The sequence below is a fragment of the Pseudonocardia oroxyli genome (assembly GCF_900102195.1).
GTDB lineage: Bacteria > Actinomycetota > Actinomycetes > Mycobacteriales > Pseudonocardiaceae > Pseudonocardia > Pseudonocardia oroxyli.
In genome coordinates this window covers 57,934-74,665 of record NZ_FNBE01000019.1, presented here as the reverse complement: position 1 = coordinate 74,665, position 16,732 = coordinate 57,934, and the positions used below count along the sequence as shown (strand labels likewise).

Annotated in this window: 12 protein-coding genes and 2 pseudogenes; 8 read left to right on the top strand and 6 right to left on the bottom strand. The window is 73.8% G+C overall.

Going from position 1 to position 16,732, the window contains the following annotated elements:
- Nucleotides 1-2 precede the first annotated feature (2 nt).
- Nucleotides 3-653 carry an O-methyltransferase gene (locus BLS43_RS24705; protein ID WP_093089092.1) on the bottom strand — a complete coding sequence of 217 codons (651 nt, stop codon included), beginning with the start codon at nt 651-653 and terminating at the stop codon, nt 3-5.
- A 326-nt stretch (nt 654-979) separates the two neighbouring features.
- A complete protein-coding gene (locus BLS43_RS24700; RefSeq protein ID WP_093089091.1) occupies nt 980-2,035 on the bottom strand; it encodes a DNA-3-methyladenine glycosylase family protein in 1,056 nt (351 codons plus the stop codon).
- 324 nt (nt 2,036-2,359) lie between these two features.
- Here BLS43_RS24700 and BLS43_RS31335 point away from each other — a divergent pair.
- Nucleotides 2,360-3,789 (top strand): annotated as a pseudogene (locus tag BLS43_RS31335) (N-acyl-D-amino-acid deacylase family protein); the annotation flags it as partial.
- 112 nt (nt 3,790-3,901) lie between these two features.
- On the opposite strand, the gene BLS43_RS30650 reads toward BLS43_RS31335, so the two are convergent.
- Nucleotides 3,902-4,471, bottom strand: coding sequence for a TetR/AcrR family transcriptional regulator (locus BLS43_RS30650; protein ID WP_093089090.1), 570 nt, complete (start codon nt 4,469-4,471; stop codon nt 3,902-3,904).
- A 113-nt stretch (nt 4,472-4,584) separates the two neighbouring features.
- On the opposite strand from BLS43_RS30650, the gene BLS43_RS24685 reads away from it, so the two are divergent.
- Together BLS43_RS24685 and BLS43_RS32155 are read left to right on the top strand one after the other, a co-directional pair.
- Nucleotides 4,585-6,156, top strand: coding sequence for an MDR family MFS transporter (locus BLS43_RS24685; protein ID WP_176921522.1), 1,572 nt, complete (start codon nt 4,585-4,587; stop codon nt 6,154-6,156).
- Between the two features lie 842 nt (nt 6,157-6,998).
- Nucleotides 6,999-7,382 (top strand): annotated as a pseudogene (locus BLS43_RS32155) (C40 family peptidase); the annotation flags it as partial.
- A 1,434-nt stretch (nt 7,383-8,816) separates the two neighbouring features.
- Here BLS43_RS32155 and BLS43_RS24675 read toward each other — a convergent pair.
- Nucleotides 8,817-10,586: an NHL domain-containing thioredoxin family protein gene (locus BLS43_RS24675; RefSeq protein WP_093089156.1), complete on the bottom strand. Its 1,770-nt coding sequence runs from the start codon at nt 10,584-10,586 to the stop codon at nt 8,817-8,819.
- A gap of 51 nt (nt 10,587-10,637) precedes the next feature.
- Between BLS43_RS24675 and BLS43_RS24670 the strand changes: the two genes are divergently transcribed.
- Nucleotides 10,638-11,429 carry an Fpg/Nei family DNA glycosylase gene (locus BLS43_RS24670; RefSeq protein WP_093089155.1) on the top strand — a complete coding sequence of 264 codons (792 nt, stop codon included), beginning with the start codon at nt 10,638-10,640 and terminating at the stop codon, nt 11,427-11,429.
- On the opposite strand, the gene BLS43_RS24665 is transcribed toward BLS43_RS24670, so the two are convergent.
- Together BLS43_RS24665 and pgi are read right to left on the bottom strand one after the other, a co-directional pair.
- The gene (locus BLS43_RS24665; RefSeq protein ID WP_093089089.1) at nt 11,413-12,057 is read right to left on the bottom strand and encodes a phosphatase PAP2 family protein; all 645 of its coding nucleotides are present in this window, start codon (nt 12,055-12,057) and stop codon (nt 11,413-11,415) included. The genes BLS43_RS24670 and BLS43_RS24665 overlap by 17 nt on opposite strands.
- A gap of 47 nt (nt 12,058-12,104) precedes the next feature.
- Nucleotides 12,105-13,751 carry a glucose-6-phosphate isomerase gene (pgi, locus tag BLS43_RS24660; protein WP_245707773.1) on the bottom strand — a complete coding sequence of 549 codons (1,647 nt, stop codon included), beginning with the start codon at nt 13,749-13,751 and terminating at the stop codon, nt 12,105-12,107.
- 92 nt (nt 13,752-13,843) lie between these two features.
- On the opposite strand from pgi, the gene BLS43_RS24655 reads away from it, so the two are divergent.
- From BLS43_RS24655 to BLS43_RS24640, 4 genes are all read left to right on the top strand, one after another.
- Nucleotides 13,844-14,248 carry a hypothetical protein gene (locus BLS43_RS24655; RefSeq protein WP_093089087.1) on the top strand — a complete coding sequence of 135 codons (405 nt, stop codon included), beginning with the start codon at nt 13,844-13,846 and terminating at the stop codon, nt 14,246-14,248.
- A 239-nt stretch (nt 14,249-14,487) separates the two neighbouring features.
- Nucleotides 14,488-15,336, top strand: a complete 849-nt coding sequence (locus BLS43_RS24650; RefSeq protein WP_143030206.1) for a DoxX family protein — start codon at nt 14,488-14,490, stop codon at nt 15,334-15,336.
- 127 nt (nt 15,337-15,463) lie between these two features.
- Nucleotides 15,464-16,294, top strand: a complete 831-nt coding sequence (locus BLS43_RS24645) for a HipA family kinase (protein ID WP_176921521.1) — start codon at nt 15,464-15,466, stop codon at nt 16,292-16,294.
- Nucleotides 16,291-16,710 (top strand): DUF3037 domain-containing protein, encoded by a 420-nt coding sequence (locus BLS43_RS24640; protein ID WP_093089084.1) that lies wholly within the window; start codon nt 16,291-16,293, stop codon nt 16,708-16,710. Before BLS43_RS24645 ends, BLS43_RS24640 begins: the two co-directional genes overlap by 4 nt.
- Nucleotides 16,711-16,732: the final 22 nt, after the last annotated feature.

The following is a 16,732-nucleotide window of genomic DNA, read 5'->3' as shown; positions in this document are numbered from 1 at the left end:
GATCAGCGCACGACGGCGAGCACGAACCCGTCGTAGCCCTTCGCGCCCACGGTCTGCAGCGCGGTGGCGTCCACCCGGGTGTCCGCGTGCAGCGCCTCGAACATCCGGCGGGTGCCCTCGACCCGGTCGTCTCCGCCCGCGGTCGCCACCTGCCCGCCGCGGATCACGTTGTCCACCACGATTACCGTGCCCGGCCGCCCCAGCCGGATCGCGTGCTCGACGTAGGCCGCGTTGTTCTGCTTGTCCGCGTCGACGAACACCAGGTCGAACGGCCCATCCAGGGTGGTCAGGGTCTCCAGGGCGGGGCCGACCCGCACCTCGACGAGGTCCGCCACGCCCGCCGCGGCCAGGTTCGCCCGGGCGACCTCGGCGTGGCGGGGGTCGAACTCGCACGTGACGAGCTCTCCGTCCGCGGGCAGCGCCCGGGCCAGCTCGATCGTGGAGTAGCCGCCGAGCGTGCCGATCTCGAGGATCCGGCGGGCCCCGGTGATCCGGGCCAGGAGCTGCAGGAACCGGCCCTGGGTGGGGGACACGTCGATCGCGGGCAGCCCCGCCTCCCGGTTGTGCGCCAGGGCGCGCCCGAGCGTATCGTCCGCAGGCAGCAGCGACTGCTCCAGGTACTCGTCGACCGTGCGCCAGGTGCTCTCGTCCATGCCCCCACCCTGGCCCACCCACCCCCGCGCTGCCACGATCCCGCGCTGCCACGATCCCGCGCTGCCACGATCCCGCGTCTCCCACCCGAGCGTGACGAGAGCGCTCTCGCGATCGCGCTCCGGTGACGATGGGGTCGCGGGCGGCCGCCGGGCGTCACCTGAGCGTCGTCGCGCTCGCTCTCCTGCCACCCTCGCCAGACGTGCGCCGCGCTCGCGTCCTCGCGCCGGTGAGGAGCGCCGGCCGTCACCGGGCGCGTTCCCGTGCCGCTCGGGCGGCGAGGGTCACGCGAGCGCGGTCCGCGGTGCGCGCACGTGACCCTCGCCGGTCAGCTGATCAGGGCCAGGGGTTCGGGCGCGGGCTTGGGTGCGCGACGCGGCCGGGGGACCCGTGGCGGTGGTGCGGGCGTGGCCGCGAGCTCCGGGAGGCGGCGGCCCGCGGCGCGGAACAGCACGGCGGTCCAGGTGCGGAAGGGACGCCAGGCCTCGGCGATCCGGGCGAGGTCCGGCGCCGACGCCGGGCCGCCGAGGCCGTACCCCGCCCCGACCAGCGCGGCCAGTCTCGGTTCGTCGTCGACCAGGGCGTCCTGGGCGCCTGCGGCGCGCAGGTGGACCAGAGCCGCGGCGAACGGCCCCAGTCCCCGCACCTCACGGAGCCGGGCCCGCACCTCGGCCGGGTCGCCCTCCCGGATCGCCACCGGGTCGAACACCGCGTCCTGGGCGGCGCGGGCCACCGCACGCAGCCGCTCCTGCTTGGTCTCGTTCAGGCCCGGCACCGACTCGGCGGCCAGCACCTGCGCCGGGGTGGGCAGCGCGGCCATCTCGACCCCCGCCACCCTCACCCGCCGGCCGAGCTCGCGGGCGATCCGGTCCCGGGCCCGCAGCGCCTGCCCGCGCCCCCAGCGCTGGGTGATCACGCACCACGCCGCGGCTTCGTAGGGCGAGGCGAACAGGACGGGCCGCAACCCGGGCGCCGCCGCCTGCAGCCGCCCGACCAGCGGGTCCCGCTCGCCGACCTCGGCGAACGCCTCTCCGTCGCCGTCCAGCGAGAGCATCCGGGCGACCTGCTCCCGCACCGGTTCGACGGCCTCTCCCGGGTCCAACCCGCTGACGGTCCCGCGCAGCGCCCGCCCCGGCCAGGATCCTGCCCCCGGCCCGTCGTCCGCCCAGCGGAGCGCCACGCCGACCTGCCCGCGCAGGTCGTCTCGGCAGAAGGCGAGGCGCAGCACGCCCTCGCCCGGGTCGAAGTCCCCGCCGCCGGGCCAGTCGCCCGCGGGCTCGGCGGCGCGGCCGAACGTGCCCGCCTCCAGCAGGGAGAACGGGCCGCGCGGGGTGACGGTGAACTCTCGCGTCGCCGCGGTGTGGATACCTGTCGTCTCGGTCATGTCGACACCGTGCCGGCGACCCCCGACAGTTCCGGCGAACCCGCTCCCGGTTGTCCACACCCGTTGCTCCGACCGGTGGTGAAGCAGCTGCATGACCTCCGCCGGGGGTGCCCGGTGGGCTAGAGAGGAGGGACCGACAGCGACGTCAGGGGTGGGCAGCATCGTGGGTACAGCCGAGTACGACCTCGTGGTCCGGGGTGGCACGGTGGTCGACGGGAACGGAGGGGCCCCGCGGACCGCGGACGTCGCTGTGTCCGGGGACCGGATCGTGGTGGTCGGGCGCGTCGCGGGCACCAGCGCGCGGGAGATCGCGGCCGAGGGGCCGTGGTGGCGCCCGGGTTCGTCGACATCCACACCCACTACGACGGGCAGGCGACCTGGGAGAGCCGGTTGCAGCCGTCGCCCTGGCACGGGGTCACCACGGTGGTGGCGGGGAACTGCGGGGTCGGGTTCGCACCCGCCCTGCCGGAACACCGGCACCGGCTGATCGACCTGATGGAGGGGGTCGAGGACATTCCCGGGATCGCCCTGCACGAGGGTCTGCCGTGGTCCTGGCTGACCTTCCCGAGTACCTCGACGTGCTCGCGGCCCGGTCGTACGACGTCGCCCTCGCCGTGCAGGTCCCGCACGCCGCGCTGCGGGTGCACGCGATGGGGGAGCGCGCCGCCGCGCACGAGGAGGCCACCGCCGACGAGGTCGCGATGATGGCGAAGCTGGCGGTCGAGGCCGTCCGGGCGGGTGCGCTGGGCTTCTCGACGTCTCGGACCCTGAACCACAAGAGCACCGGCGGCGAGCTCATCCCGTCCTACGGGCTCGGCGCCGACGAGCTCGTCGCGATCGCGCGGGCGGTCGGCGAGACCGGTACCGGGGTGTTGCAGCTGGTCAGCGACTTCCCCGAGCCCGAGCAGGAGTTCGAACTGCTGCGGAGGATGGCGGCGGTGTCGGGGCGCCCGCTGTCCTTCTCGCTGCTGCAGTTCGTCCAGGACCCGCAGCGGCACAAGGCCATCCTGCGGATGATGGAGCAGGCGCGGGCGGACGGGCTGGAGATCCGGGCGCAGGTGGCGGCCCGTCCCGTCGGGCTGATCATGGGGTTGGAGAACACGCTCAACCCGTTCATGGAGAACCCGGAGTGGCAGAAGCTCGGCGGCCTCACCCCGCCCGAGCAGGCGGCGCGGATGCGGGAGCCGCACGTGCGGGAGGCGATCCTCGCCGCGCACACCGGCCAGAAGAACCGCTCCCGGCTCGGTGGCGGCGCGATCGCGGCGTTCCACCTGATGTACGAGCTCACGGACCCGCCGAACTACGAGCCCTCGACCGAGGACTCGCTGGTGAAGCGGGCCGCGCGCGCCGGTCGTACCCCGGTGGAGCTCGCCTACGACATCGTCGCGGGCGAGGGCATGATCTACCTCGTCGGCGCGAACTACGTGCACGGCGACCTCGACGACGTGCACGAGATGCTCGTCCACGACCAGACCGTCCCGGGCCTGTCGGACGGTGGCGCGCACGTCAGCACGATCTGTGACGGCAGCTTCCCGACGACCCTGCTCACGCACTGGACCCGGGACCGCGACGGTGCGCGGATCCCGCTCGAGTACATCGTGGCGCAGCAGGCCCGGGACACCGCGCGCGCCGTGGGACTCACCGACCGCGGCGTGCTCGCCCCGGGCTACCGCGCCGATCTCACCGTCATCGACCTGGCGAACCTGACGCTGCGCAAGCCGGAGATGCACGCCGATCTCCCCGCGGGCGGCCGCCGCCTGCTCCAGCGGGCCGACGGTTACCTGCACACCGTCGTCGCAGGTCAGGAGACCTACGCCGACGGCGTGGAGACCGGTGCGCTGCCCGGTCGGCTGCTGCGGGGCGCCGCTAGCGGATCAGGTCCCGGGCGATGGCGAGCGCGGCGGCGCCGCGCTCGTCGTCCGACCCGTCGATCCCGTCGGTGTGGAAGGCGCCGAGGTGGATCGCGATCAGCGAGAGCCGGAAGCGGAGCTGGTCCTCGGTCGAGCCGTCCTTCGGGGTGAGCACCTCGATGAGGGCGCCGAAGCGCTTCTTCATGTCCGCGCCCACCGCGAGGTCCTTGAAGGTGGCCTGGCCCTCCTGGACGAACCGGATCAGCTGCGCGGCGGACTCGCCCGCGTAGAGCTGCTGGTAGCGACGCAGAGCCTCCCGGTGCGTCGCACGCCCGGCGGGCTGGGCCCGCGCCCACTCGACGATGCCGTCGATCCCCGCTCCCACCTCGTCGAAGAGGCTGGTGAGGATCTCCTCCTTCGTCTTGAAGTGGTAGTAGACGGCGGCCTTGGTGATGCCCAGCCGCTCGGCGATCTCCCGCAGCGACGTCTTGTCGTAGCCCTGCTCCGCGAACAACTCCAGCGCGACCCCCCGGATCTGGGATCGCGTGTCCGTCCGCCGCTCGTCCGCCACCGACATGATCGCCATCCTCTCACGGTGATCCGGCTTACTTGCCGACCGGCTAGTGAACCGTGCTAGCCTGTCGGCAAGTAGCTTACCAGCCGCCCGGCTAGTACGGACGGAAGACGAGGACGGATCACATGACACAGGCCGTCGGGCGGCACCGGATGCCGGAGCCCGCCTTCGCGCAACCGCGCACCCCGCGCGAGATCTACACCGTGATGGCCGGGCTGATGCTGGCCATGCTGCTCGCCATGCTGGACAACATGATCGTCGGCACCGCCATGCCGACGATCGTGGGCGAGCTCGGCGGGCTGGCCCACCTGTCGTGGGTGGTCACCGCGTACGCGCTGGCCACGGCCGTCGCCACCCCGATCTGGGCCAAGCTCGGCGACCTGTGGGGCCGCAAGGGCGTGTTCATGGCGTCGATCGTGGTGTTCCTGATCGGGTCGGCCACCTCGGGGCTCGCGCAGAACATGGGCGAGCTGATCGGGTTCCGCGCGCTGCAGGGCATCGGCGCGGGCGGCCTGATGGTCGGCGCGATGGCGATCATCGGGGACCTGGTCCCCCCGCGCGACCGGGGCCGCTACCAGGGCCTGATGGCCGCGGTCATGCCGATCGCGTTCGTCGGCGGCCCGCTGCTCGGCGGGTTCCTCACCGACAACTTCAGCTGGCGCTGGGCCTTCTACATCAACATCCCGCTGGGCGTCCTCGCGCTCGTCGTCATCTGGTTCACGATGAAGCTCCCGGTGCGCAGGCGGGAGGCGCGGATCGACTGGCGCGGCGCGGGGCTGCTGGCCGTGGCCATCTCGTCGCTGACCCTGCTCACCAGCTGGGGCGGCACCGAGTACGCCTGGGGCTCGTGGCAGATCGTGGGCCTGGGGGTGCTGGCCGTCGTCGCGGCGGTGCTCTTCGTGCTCGCCGAGCGCACGGTCGCCGAGCCGATCCTGCCGCTCGGGCTCTTCTCGTCGCGGAACTTCACCGCGGCGGTCGTGCTCACCTTCCTGGCGGGCTTCGCGATGTTCGGCGCGGTCACCTTCCTGCCGCAGTACCAGCAGATCGTGCAGGGCGCCTCGGCGACCGACTCGGGCCTGCTGCTCCTGCCGCTGATGGCGGGCATGCTGGTCACGTCGCTGGCGGGCGGCCAGTTCGTCACCCGGACCGGGCACTACCGATGGCTGTTGATCATCGGCTCGTTCGTGATGGCGGGCGGGCTGTTCCTGCTCTCCACGATGGGGGTGGGCACCAGCACGCTGACCAGCTCGCTGTTCATGGTCGTGCTCGGCGTCGGGATGGGCTTCCTGATGCAGACCACCATGCTCGTCGTGCAGAACTCGGTGGAGATGAAGGACATGGGCGCGGCCAGCGGCGCGGCCACCCTGTTCCGGACGATCGGCGGCTCGCTGGGCGTCTCCCTCCTGGGCACGCTCTACGCCACGCGCCTCGAGTCGTCGCTGGCAGACCAGCTCGGCGCGGCCGCGGGCGGGCAGGTGGCGGGCGGTCAGCTCACGCCGGCGATGTTGGCCCAGCTGCCCGCCCCGATCCGCGAAGCCTTCCAGGCCGCGGTGGCGAGCGGTGTCGGCTCGGCGTTCCTGTGGGCGAGCGTGGTGGCGCTGGTCGCGATCGTCGCGGCCGTCGTGATCCGGCAGGTGGCGCTGCGCAGCGCGGCTGACTCGGTCGCCGCGCACGCACCGGAGCCGGTCGCGGTCTGACCCGTTTCGCGTGAGCGGCCCGCACCGTCGTGTGTGGGCCGTTCCGCATTCGTCACCCGGACGGGCGGACCGGGGCCGATGGTGCCCGTCCGTGTGATGACGACTGCGGGGCGTGTCCAGCAGAGTTCCTCTCGATCAGTCGACACGACCGTTCGGGGGAACGAGCGATGGCACTGCGTGAGCGTTCGGGTTCACGTTCCGTGAAGGGGCGCCATCGGGCGGCGCCTGCGTCCGCCCGGGTCGCCGTGCCGGACCAGCGGACCTCGCACCGCTGGACGAGCGTCGAGGCGGAGGAGTGGGCAGCCCGCCGCGCGCGGTGGGTGGAGCGGATCCCGGCGCCGCGCCGTGCCGCGGACCCGGTCGTGATCCCCGGGCCGCGTCGGGCGGGGGACGAGGGCGGGGCCCGGGGTGCCGTCGGCGGTGCGCGGATCGAGGCGGCCCGGGTCGCCTCGGCCGGCCTCGCGGGCGCCCGGCTCGCGACGGCGATGCTCGCCCGCGCGACGGTGCGCGAGCCGGGGCTGCGGCGTGCCGACCGTGCCGCCGCGCGTGCCACCGTCCGGGATTCTGAGCCCGGCGTGCAGGAGCCGACCGCCGATCCGTGGGGCCGCCGACCCCTTCCGGTCCGGTACCGCCCGCTGCCGCGGCGCCGGCGGCGGATGACGGGGCTGTGGATCCTGCTCGCGGTGCTGCTCGTGGCCACGGTCGGCGCGATCCCGTCGGCCCTGCGCGACCCGGCGGTCCGGGCCACCGCGAACACGGGGGGCCCGGCCGTCGAGAACCTCGGTGGGGGAGCGGGCGGAGGGGGCGGCCCCGTCGCCCCGGCGCCCGCCGAGTTCACCGACCAGCTACCGGACGGCCGGGCCCAGACCGCGATCGACGCCGCACTGGGGCAGCTCGGCGTCCCGTACCAGTGGGGCGGCAACGGCCCCGGCGCAGGCGACACCGGCTTCGACTGCTCCGGCCTCACCGCCTTCGCGTACGCCGCGGCGGGCATCGCGCTCCCCCGCACGGCGCACACCCAGTACGTGGCGGGCCCGCACGTCCCCGCGGACGCCCCCCTGCAGCCCGGCGACCTGGTCTTCTACGGCAGCCCGTCGGCGGTCTACCACGTCGGGATCTACCTGGGGGACGGGAAGATGGTCAACGCCCCGAACTACGACCAACCGGTCCAGGTGTCGCACTACCGCTGGCGCGGGGACGAGTACCTGGGCGCGACCCGGCCGGCCGCGACCGGTGAGCGCCGCACGGGTCTGCTGGAGTACCTGCCCGAGCCCCGGACCGTGGAGGGTTGGCCGCGCAGCTTCGACGCACCCCGCGCCACCGTGCCCGCCCAACGGATCCAGCCGAGCGACGCACTGCCCGCGGAGAGCGCCACCGCCGCCGCCTCGATCGCCGCCGCCTCCCTCAGCGCCGAGGGCGGGGCGGTCGAGCGCTCGCCGTCCACTCCGGCGACACCCGCGGCCGGGCAGCCCGCCCTGACCTGGACGATCCCCGCAGCGCGACACCAGTCCGTAGCGCAGGCTGCCCCCGCACCGTCTGCGCCGCGGGTCGCCGCCGGGCTGCCCGCACCGGGGGCTGTCGCCTCGTCGCCCGCACTGGAGGTCGCCGCCGCGGCCACCGCGCCGCAGGTCGTCGACTCGCCTGTGCCTCAGATCGCCGCGCCTGCAGCATCGCCGGTCGCCGGCTCGCCTGTGCCGCAGACCGCTGCCACGGCTACACCTCCGGTCGCCGCCGAGGCGCCCGCAGCGCTCTCCCCGCAGGAGCCCGCGGTCGCCGCCGGGCCTCCGGGAGCGGCGCAGGGCCAGGCCGGCGGGACCCCACCGGTCCCGGGTGCCCCGGGCGCGGACCCGGTCGTCGATGCGGTCGTCGGAACGCTGACCCTCCCGTCCGGCACGATCCCGCTGGTCGCGGCCCGCCTCGACCTGCTCGGCACCCCGGTGGTCCCCGCCCCCGGCACCGCCGCGCTGCTCGACGAGGGCGGCGCCCAACTACTCGTCCTCCCCACCACCGTCCCGGTCGACGACAGCGTCACCGTCTCGGTCGACGGCGCCGACCCGCGCGTGCGTACCGTCGTCGAGGCGCAGACGCTCACCGCGGCGCAGCTCGCCGAGCACGTCCGCACGCTGCCGGAGGGCGAGTTCCAGATCGCGGCCCCCGCCGCCGACGGCACGTGGTCGGTCGCCGAACTCGAGTGATCCGCGGACCTGCGAGTGTGACGGGAGCGCGCGGTGAGGTGCGCTCTCGTGACACCGGCGGTGAGTGATTCTTCCGAGTGTGACGGGGGCGTTCTGCGGTGTGCGTTCCCGTGACTCTGGCGGTGAGTGATCTTTCCGAGTGTGACGGGGGCGTTCTGCGGTGTGCGTTCCCGTGACTCTGGCGGTGAGTGATTCTTCCGAGTGTGACGGGAGCGCTCCGCGGCGTGCGCTCTCGTGACTCTGGCGGTGAGTGATTCTTCCGAGTGTGACGGGGGCGCTCTGCGATGTGCGCTCCCGTGACGCCGGCGGTGGGTGATTCTTCCGAGCGTGACCGGAGCGCTCCGCCGCGCACGCTCCCGTGACACCGGCGGTGACTGATCCTTCCGAGCGTGACGGGAGCGCTCCGCCGCGCACGCTCTCGTCACACTCGCGATCAGATCGTCGGGGATCCGCGTCGAGCGTCCGTCACTCCACCGCGCGCAGGTCCAGGACGAGCTCGTCGGAACCCGAGCCGACCCGGACCGGGACGCCCCAGTCCTGCTGGTACCGGTGGCAGGCCGCGAAGACCGCGTCGCCGAGATCGCAGGCGGCCGCGGCCACGCTCACCGACAGCACGCCCTCGCCCGGCGCCAGCTCCAGCGTGCGGGTCAGGCCCGCACTCGTCCCACCGCCGCTGACCAGCAAGGACTCCGGAGACGCCGCGACCGTGAGCACGGTCGGGTCGCCGAAACGGGTGTCGAGGTGCTGGCCCGTCGGCGGGGTGAAGTCGATCCGCAGCGCCACCCGGGTGCCGAGGTCGGTCACCGGGCGGCGGACGGTGTGGGCGCCCGCGTCGACCCGGGCGCCCGCCGGGATCGGCAGCCGCACCAGCCGGTGTGCCGCCGACTCCACGACGACCAGGGTGTCCCCGTCGACGAGCACGTCGCTCGGCTCCGCGAGCCCCTGGGCCAGCGTCGTGACCTGCCCGGCGGCGACCCGGCGGATCGCCCCGTTGTAGGTGTCCGCCACGGCGACCGAGCCGTCCGGCAGGACCGCCACCCCGAGCGGGTGCTGCAGCAGCGCCTCCGCGGCAGGGCCGTCCCGGAGGCCGAAGTCGAACAGCCCGAGCCCCACCGCCGTCGAGACCTGCGGGACCGCGGACAGCTGCACCGACCGGACCGCGGAGGTCTCCGCGTCCGCGATCCAGAGCGTGTCGTCGCCGCGGTCGTCCGGGTCGCGGGAGACCGCCAGCCCGGACGGCTGCGCGAAGAACGCCTCGGACACCGGTCCGTCCCGCAGCCCCTCGTTGGTGGTCCCGGCCAGCACCTCGACCTCGCCGGTGCGCGGCGCGAAGGTCCAGATCTGGTGCGTGCCCGCCATCGCGACGGCGATCCGGTCCGTCCACCACACGACGTCCCACGGCGTCGACAGGGGCGTCGAGGAGGCCGGGGAGGACTCACCGGGCTGCGGCCGCTCCCGCAGCTGCTCCCCGGTCCCGGCGATCCGGGTGACCCGGCCGTCCGCGAGCCGGAGGCCCTGCAGCGCGTGGTTCACCGAGTCGGCGACGACGACGTCGTACCCGACCTCGGCCGCCACCTCCGCCGGCAGCGCCGCCAGCCCCTGCGGCTCGGCGAACGGCTCGCCCCGTCCCGCGCCGAACCGGCGCACCTCGGCGAACGACCCGTCCAGCGCGACGATCTGGTGGTGCGCGGTGTCGGACACCAGGAAGCCTTCGCCGAGCGCGATCACCTTCCCCGGGAAGCGCAGCGCCGACGTCGGCTCCGGGGGAGCGACGTACGGCGACTCGCCCCGCCGCAGCGTGTCCCCGAACTTCTCGACGAGCTCCCGCACCAGCACCGCCAGCCCGTGCGCGTGCCCCTCGCCCGCCATCTGCGCCACCACGTACCCCTCCGGGTCGATCACGGCGAGGGTCGGCCAGGCGCGGGCGGCGTAGGCGTCCCACATCCGCAGGTCCGGGTCGTCGAGCACGGGATGGCGCACCCCGTAGCGCTCGACGGCCGCCTCGACCGCCGCCGGATCGCCCTCGTGCGCGAACTTCGGGGAGTGCACGCCGACCACGACGAGGACGTCCGCGAACTCCTCCTCCAGGGGGCGCAGCTCGTCGAGCACGTGCAGACAGTTCACGCAGCAGAACGTCCAGAAGTCCAGCAGGACGATCCTGCCGCGCAGGTCCGGCTCGATCCCGCCGGTGTTCAGCCAGCGACGTCCGCGCAGCTCAGGAGCCCGTACCCGCATCACGCCCGGATCAACGCGCGGAACCCGCGCGCCTGTTCCAGACTGGTGGGCGTGCCGGAACTACCCGAGGTGGAGCTCGCGCGGCAGGTCCTGGAGGGCGCCGTCGACCGCGTCATCCGCAGCGTCGACGACCACGACGAGTTCGTCTGCCGACCCCACCCGCCCGGCCAGATCGCGCGGGCGCTGGTCGGCGGGAAGCTCACCGCCGTGCACCGCCGCGGCAAGACGATGTGGTGCGAGACCGACACCGAGCACACCCTGGGCGTGCACCTCGGGATGGGCGGGCGGGTGATCGTCACGAACGACGCGGGGGAGCGCATCGGCGGCGGCCCGGAGCGGCCGGACCGGCAGCCGCGCAAGGCGGAGTGGGACCGGTTCACGATCGTCTTCGCCGACGGCGGGCGGTTCCGCCTGTTCGACAAGCGCAGGCTCGGGCGGATCCGCCTCGATCCCGACCTCGACGGCCTGGGCCCGGACGCCGAGGACATCACCGGGCAGGACTTCCGCATCCGGATCGCCCGGTCCCGCACCGCCGTCAAGGCGCGGCTGCTCGACCAGTCGGTCCTCGCGGGCGTCGGGAACCTGCCGGCCGACGAGACCCTGTGGCGGGCGAAGATCAACCCGGCGGTGCCCGCGGACGAGCTGGCGCCGAAGGACCTCGACCGGCTGTACCGCCACCTCGAGAAGGCCCTGCAGGACGCCATCGCCCACGGCGGCGTCCACACCGGCGAGGTGATCGAGCATCGCCGCCCGGGCGGGCACTGCCCCCGCTGCGGCGCCGAGATGGTGCACGGCACGGTCGGCGGTCGCAGCACCTGGTGGTGCGCTAAGGAACAGGCGTAGCGGCCCGCGTCCGCGCCCGGAGCAGGACGCCGGTGCACACGGCCAGCCAGGCCAGCCCGGTCGCCCAGCCGGCCACGACGTCGGAGAACCAGTGCACGCCCAGGTAGATCCGGGTCGCGCCGATCCCGCCGATCCAGAGCACCGCCGCGCCGGGCACCAGCCAGGTCCACAGGCCGTGCAGGTGCGGCCAGGCCAACACCACGAGCGCCCCGACGACGGCGGCGGACATCGTGGCGTGCCCGCTCGGCAGCGAGGTGTTCCCCACCTCGACCAGCCGCACCGACTCGGGCGGGCGCGGCCGGTCGAGCAGCCGCTTGACCAGGGTGAACACCGCGCCGGCCGTGACCATCGTGGCGACGAGCCACAGGCCGTCGAGCCGGTGGCCCCGGACCCACAGCAGGACGCCGACCACCAGGGCCAGCAGCGCCATCGCCGCGGTGCTGCCGATGTTGGTGAACACCACGGCCGCACTGGTGAGCAGCGGGGTCCGGTCGTCCACGGCGACGCTCAGCGCCGCCGTGTCCCGGGCCGCGGGCCCGACCCCGGTGAACGCCGCCCACGTGAGGAGGGCGGCGAGCACCACGAGGACGCCGGCGACGAGGTTGACCAGCAGGAGAGGCCTACGCACCCGTCCAGCCTGCCCGGACGGATCCGGATCCGCGCGGCGAACGCCGCTCAGCGGCCGCGCCAGGCCCGGTACCGGCGGATCAGGGCGGCGGTGGACGGGTCGAGAGCGGACAGGTCGGCGTCCTTCTCGTAGAGGGCGGGCCCGAACTGCTTCGCCATGACCTTGCCCAGCTCCACCCCCCACTGGTCGAAGCTGTCGATGCCCCAGATCACGCCCTCCACGAACGTCTGGTGCTCGTAGAAGGCGATCAGCTGCCCGAGCACCGACGGGGTGAGCTTGCGGGCCAGGATCGTCGAGGTGGGGCGGTTGCCCGGCATGACCTTGTGCGGCACGACGTCCGCGGGCGTGCCCTCGGCCGCGATCTCCTCGGCCGTCTTGCCGAACGCCAGCGCGGCGGTCTGGGCGAACAGGTTGGACATGAACAGGTCCTGGCAGTCCGCGCCGCCCTCGCCGGGCAGGTCGTGGTTCGGCTCGGCGAACCCGATGAAGTCCGCGGGCACGAGCCGGGTGCCCTGGTGCAGCAGCTGGTAGAAGGCGTGCTGGCCGTTGGTGCCCGGCTCGCCCCAGAAGATCTCGCCGGTGACCGTGGTGACCGGGGTGCCGTCGCCGCGCACCGACTTGCCGTTGGACTCCATGGTCAGCTGCTGCAGGTAGGCGGGCAGTCGGTGCAGGTACTGGGAGTAGGGCAGCACCGCGTGGGTCTCGACGCCGAAGAAGTTGGCGTACCAGACGTTGAGCAGGCCGGAGATCACCGGCAGGTTCCGGGCGAACGGCGTGGTCCGGAAGTGCTCGTCGATCGCGTGCATGCCGGCGAGGAACTCGCCGAAGCCCTCCTTGCCCACGGCGATCATCAGCGACAGGCCGATGGCGGAGTCGACCGAGTAGCGGCCGCCGACCCAGTCCCAGAAGCCGAACATGGTGGCCCGGTCGATGCCGAACTCGGTGACCTTCTCCGCGTTCGTCGACACCGCGACGAAGTGCTTCGCGACGGCTCCCTCGTCGCCCAGGCCCTCGACCAGCCAGCTGCGGGCGTTGCGGGCGTTGGTCAGCGTCTCGAGGGTGGTGAAGGTCTTCGAGGAGACGATGAACAACGTCGTGGCCGGGTCGAGGTCCCGGACGGCCTCGCTGAGGTCCGTCGGGTCGATGTTGGACACGAAGCGGCACTCGATGCCGCGGTCGGAGTAGTCCTTGAGCGCCTCGTAGGCCATCACCGGGCCGAGGTCGGAGCCGCCGATGCCGATGTTGACGACGGTGCGGATCCGCTCACCCGTGGCGCCGGTCCACGCGCCGGACCGGACGCGGTCGGTGAACTCGCCCATCCGGGCCAGCACCTCGTGCACGTCGGCGACGACGTCCTGCCCGTCGACGACGAGCGCCGCGGCAGCGTCGTTCTCGGGCAGCCGCAGCGCGGTGTGCAGCACCGCCCGGTCCTCGGAGGTGTTGATGTGGCGCCCCGAGAACATGTCCGTGATCTTCTCGCCCAGGCCCGCCGCCTCGGCCAGCGCGACGAGCAGCGGGAGCGTCTCGGCGGTGATCCGGTGCTTCGAGTAGTCGAGAACGAGGTCCGCGCCCTCGGCGGTCATCGCCTCGGCCCGGCCGGGCTCGTCGGCGAAGAGGCTGCGCAGGTGCCGCTCGCCGACGGCGGCGTGATGTGCGGTGAGGGCGGTCCACTCGGGGGTCGCGGTGATGTCCACGCGCGCATTCTGCCGCAGGTGTGGGTACTACGAAGGTCCGAAGTGGTGGCGGTCTGGTGTTTCCGCGCCCGCCCGCGCGGTGTGCTGGAGGCATGACCACCACCGCACCCGTCCTCGCCAGCCCCGCCTGGATCATCGGCGGGCTCCGCAACCGCCCCGGCTACCTCGTGACCGCGGAGGGCCGCATCGCCTTCACCGACGGTGAGACGACCTACTTCGACGCCCCGCTGCCGCAGGTCACCGACGTGTCCTACCCCTGGTACTGGTTCGGCGGCGGGTTCGTCGCCCGGGTGGCGGGGGAGAAGTTCAAGATCACCTTCGTGAAGCCGAACGGCATGCCGTCCCCGAACCCGTCCGCGTTGGAGGTGGGGCTGTCGGTGCTGGGCGTCGCCGCGGCCTTCCAGGGCGTCTCGCACGTCGGCGACCTGGCCGGGCTCGCCTGGATCGCGCCGGGCCGGGCCGCCACGAAGCAGTGGAGGGAGATCCTGCCGGCGTAGTCACCCACTCGGTTGGGTGGCGGGTCACAGCCGACCAGCGGGGAGTCACGTGAGACGAACGGTGCGTAACCACACGACCGGGGTTTCGTTACACAGATGAGTGGTTCGGTTCTGCAGCTCATCGCGTGCGAGTGTCGGACCACCGCAGAAACCTCTGATCGGCCTAGCTATGGCAGCTCTCCGGTCTAGCTTCGTCACTCAACGCGGTACGCCGACGACCCATAGTCAGGAGAACGACTGTGTTCCATCGTTCGCTCCCCGAGCCCGTGCGCGACGTCCTGATCCTCGCGGCGCGCCTCACCGTCGCCTTCGTGATGCTCGCCCACGTGTGGGACACCTTCGGCGTGAAGGGCTTCACCTCCACGTCGGGCCAGTTCGAGAACTTCGGGATCCCGCTGGCCATCGCGGCGACCGCGTTCACGCTGGTCGTCGAGCTGGTCGGCTCGATCCTGCTGGCGATCGGGCTGTTCGTGCCCTACGCCTCCGCCGGAATGACCTTCGTGATGCTCGGCGCCGTGCTGTTCGTGCACGGCGAGCACGGCGTCTTCGTCCGGGACAACGGGTGGGAGCTGGTCGGGCTGATCGCCGCGGTCTGCGTGGCGATCGCGGCGAACGGCGCGGGCCGGCTCAGCGTCGACCACCTCGTCTTCGACCGGATCAAGAAGCCCGCCGCCCCGGAGGCGGTCGACGTGAGCTCGGACCCCGCCGGCGTGCCGATCGCCCCCGCGCCGCAGGCGTTCCGGCCCGCGGTCTCGACGGTCGGCGGCACCGGTGGGCAGCAGGCGCCGCGCCCGCGCTGGGACGACGAGCCGCAGTGGGCCCCGCAGGCCGCCTGGCAGGACCGCCCCACGCCCTCCCCGCGCTTCGCGCAGGAGCAGCAGCGGCCCTCGTCGGTCTGGGACGAGCCCGCCGCCGAGCGTCCGACCCGCGTGCCGAGCGCCTACGCCAACGCCACCCCGCGGGCGGCCCGCGAGGACGCTCCCGTGTGGACCGAGCCCGGCCAGGAGCAGGCCCGCCCGACCTACGCGGGCTACGCCGACCCGCACACCGGGTCCTTCGGCTCGGTGCGCGACACCGAGAACCGCTGATCTCTGCGGGTCGACCACCTCTCGCGCAGGCCCCGGGCCCGCCGTCCGCGACCGCGGCGGGGCCGGGGCCTTCGTGCACCGCTACCCCGGCCCGCCGTGCGGCCCGCCCGCGGGGGACCATGACGGGGTGCTGCGCCATGTCACCGCGACCCGCTACGTCGCGCCGCTGCGCGAGGGTGGGTCCCTCCCCGGCCTGATGGAGGCGGACGACCTCGGCACCTACGTGGTCAAGTTCCACGGCGCGGGGCAGGGCCGGAAGGTGCTGGTCGCCGAGATCGTCGTCGGCGAGCTGGCCCGCACGCTCGGGTTCGCGGTCCCCGAGCTCGTCACCGTGGAGCTCGACCCCGACCTGGGCCTCGCCGAGCCGGACCAGGAGGTCCAGGAGCTGCTGCGCCGTTCGCCGGGGCTCAACCTCGGGCTGGACTTCCTGCCGGGCGCGCTCGACTTCGACCCACTGGCCTTCGACCCGGGGTCGGAGTTCGCGGGCCGGGTGCTGTGGTTCGACGCGCTCGTCGGCAACGTCGACCGCTCCTGGCGCAACAGCAACATGCTGCTCTGGCACCGCACGCCCTACCTGATCGACCACGGCGCCACCCTCACCTTCCACCACGCCTGGACCGACCCCGAGACCTGGGCGCGCCGCCCGTTCGACGCCGCCGACCACGTCCTCCTCGGCGCGCACCCGGACCTCGACGCCGCGGACGCCGCGCTCGCGCCGCTCGTCACCGCGGACGCCGTGCGGGCGGCGGTGGCGCAGGTGCCGGACGCGTGGCTCGACGGCGAGCCGCCGGACGCCCGCGAGCGCTACGTCGAGACGCTGGCGGCCCGCGTCGCCGCGCGGGACGCGTGGCTGCCCGGCGTGCGGGAGGCGGCCGCCGCCGGTCGCCCCCGCCCGATCACCCGCGAGGGCCGCGCACCCGCCTGGCTCGCCGCGCGCCTGCCGAAGGTCCGGCGATGAGCCGCGTCCTCTACGAGTACGCGGTGCTCCAGGTCGTGCCGCGGCCCGAGCGCGGCGAGACGATCAACGCCGGCGTGCTCGTCTACTGCCGGGCGAGAGACTTCCTCGGCGGTGCCGTGCACCTGGACCGCGCCCGGCTCGCGGCGCTCGACCCGCACGCGGACGCGGACGCGATCACCGACCTGCTGGAGACCGTCGTCGCCGTGTGCGCGGTCCCGGACGCGGCGCGCGCGGACCGGCGGACCGAGGGCGCCCTCGCCGCCTCCGGCCCGGGCGTGGGGGAGGACCTGGGACGCCGTTTCCGCAGGTTGACGGCCCCGCGCAGCACCGTCGTCCGGCCTGGCCCGGTGCACAGCGGCCTGACGCTCGACCCGGCACTGGAACCGGACCGGCTGCTGAAGGCCCTCGTCCACTGAGCGATCGTTCGTGTAGGTATGG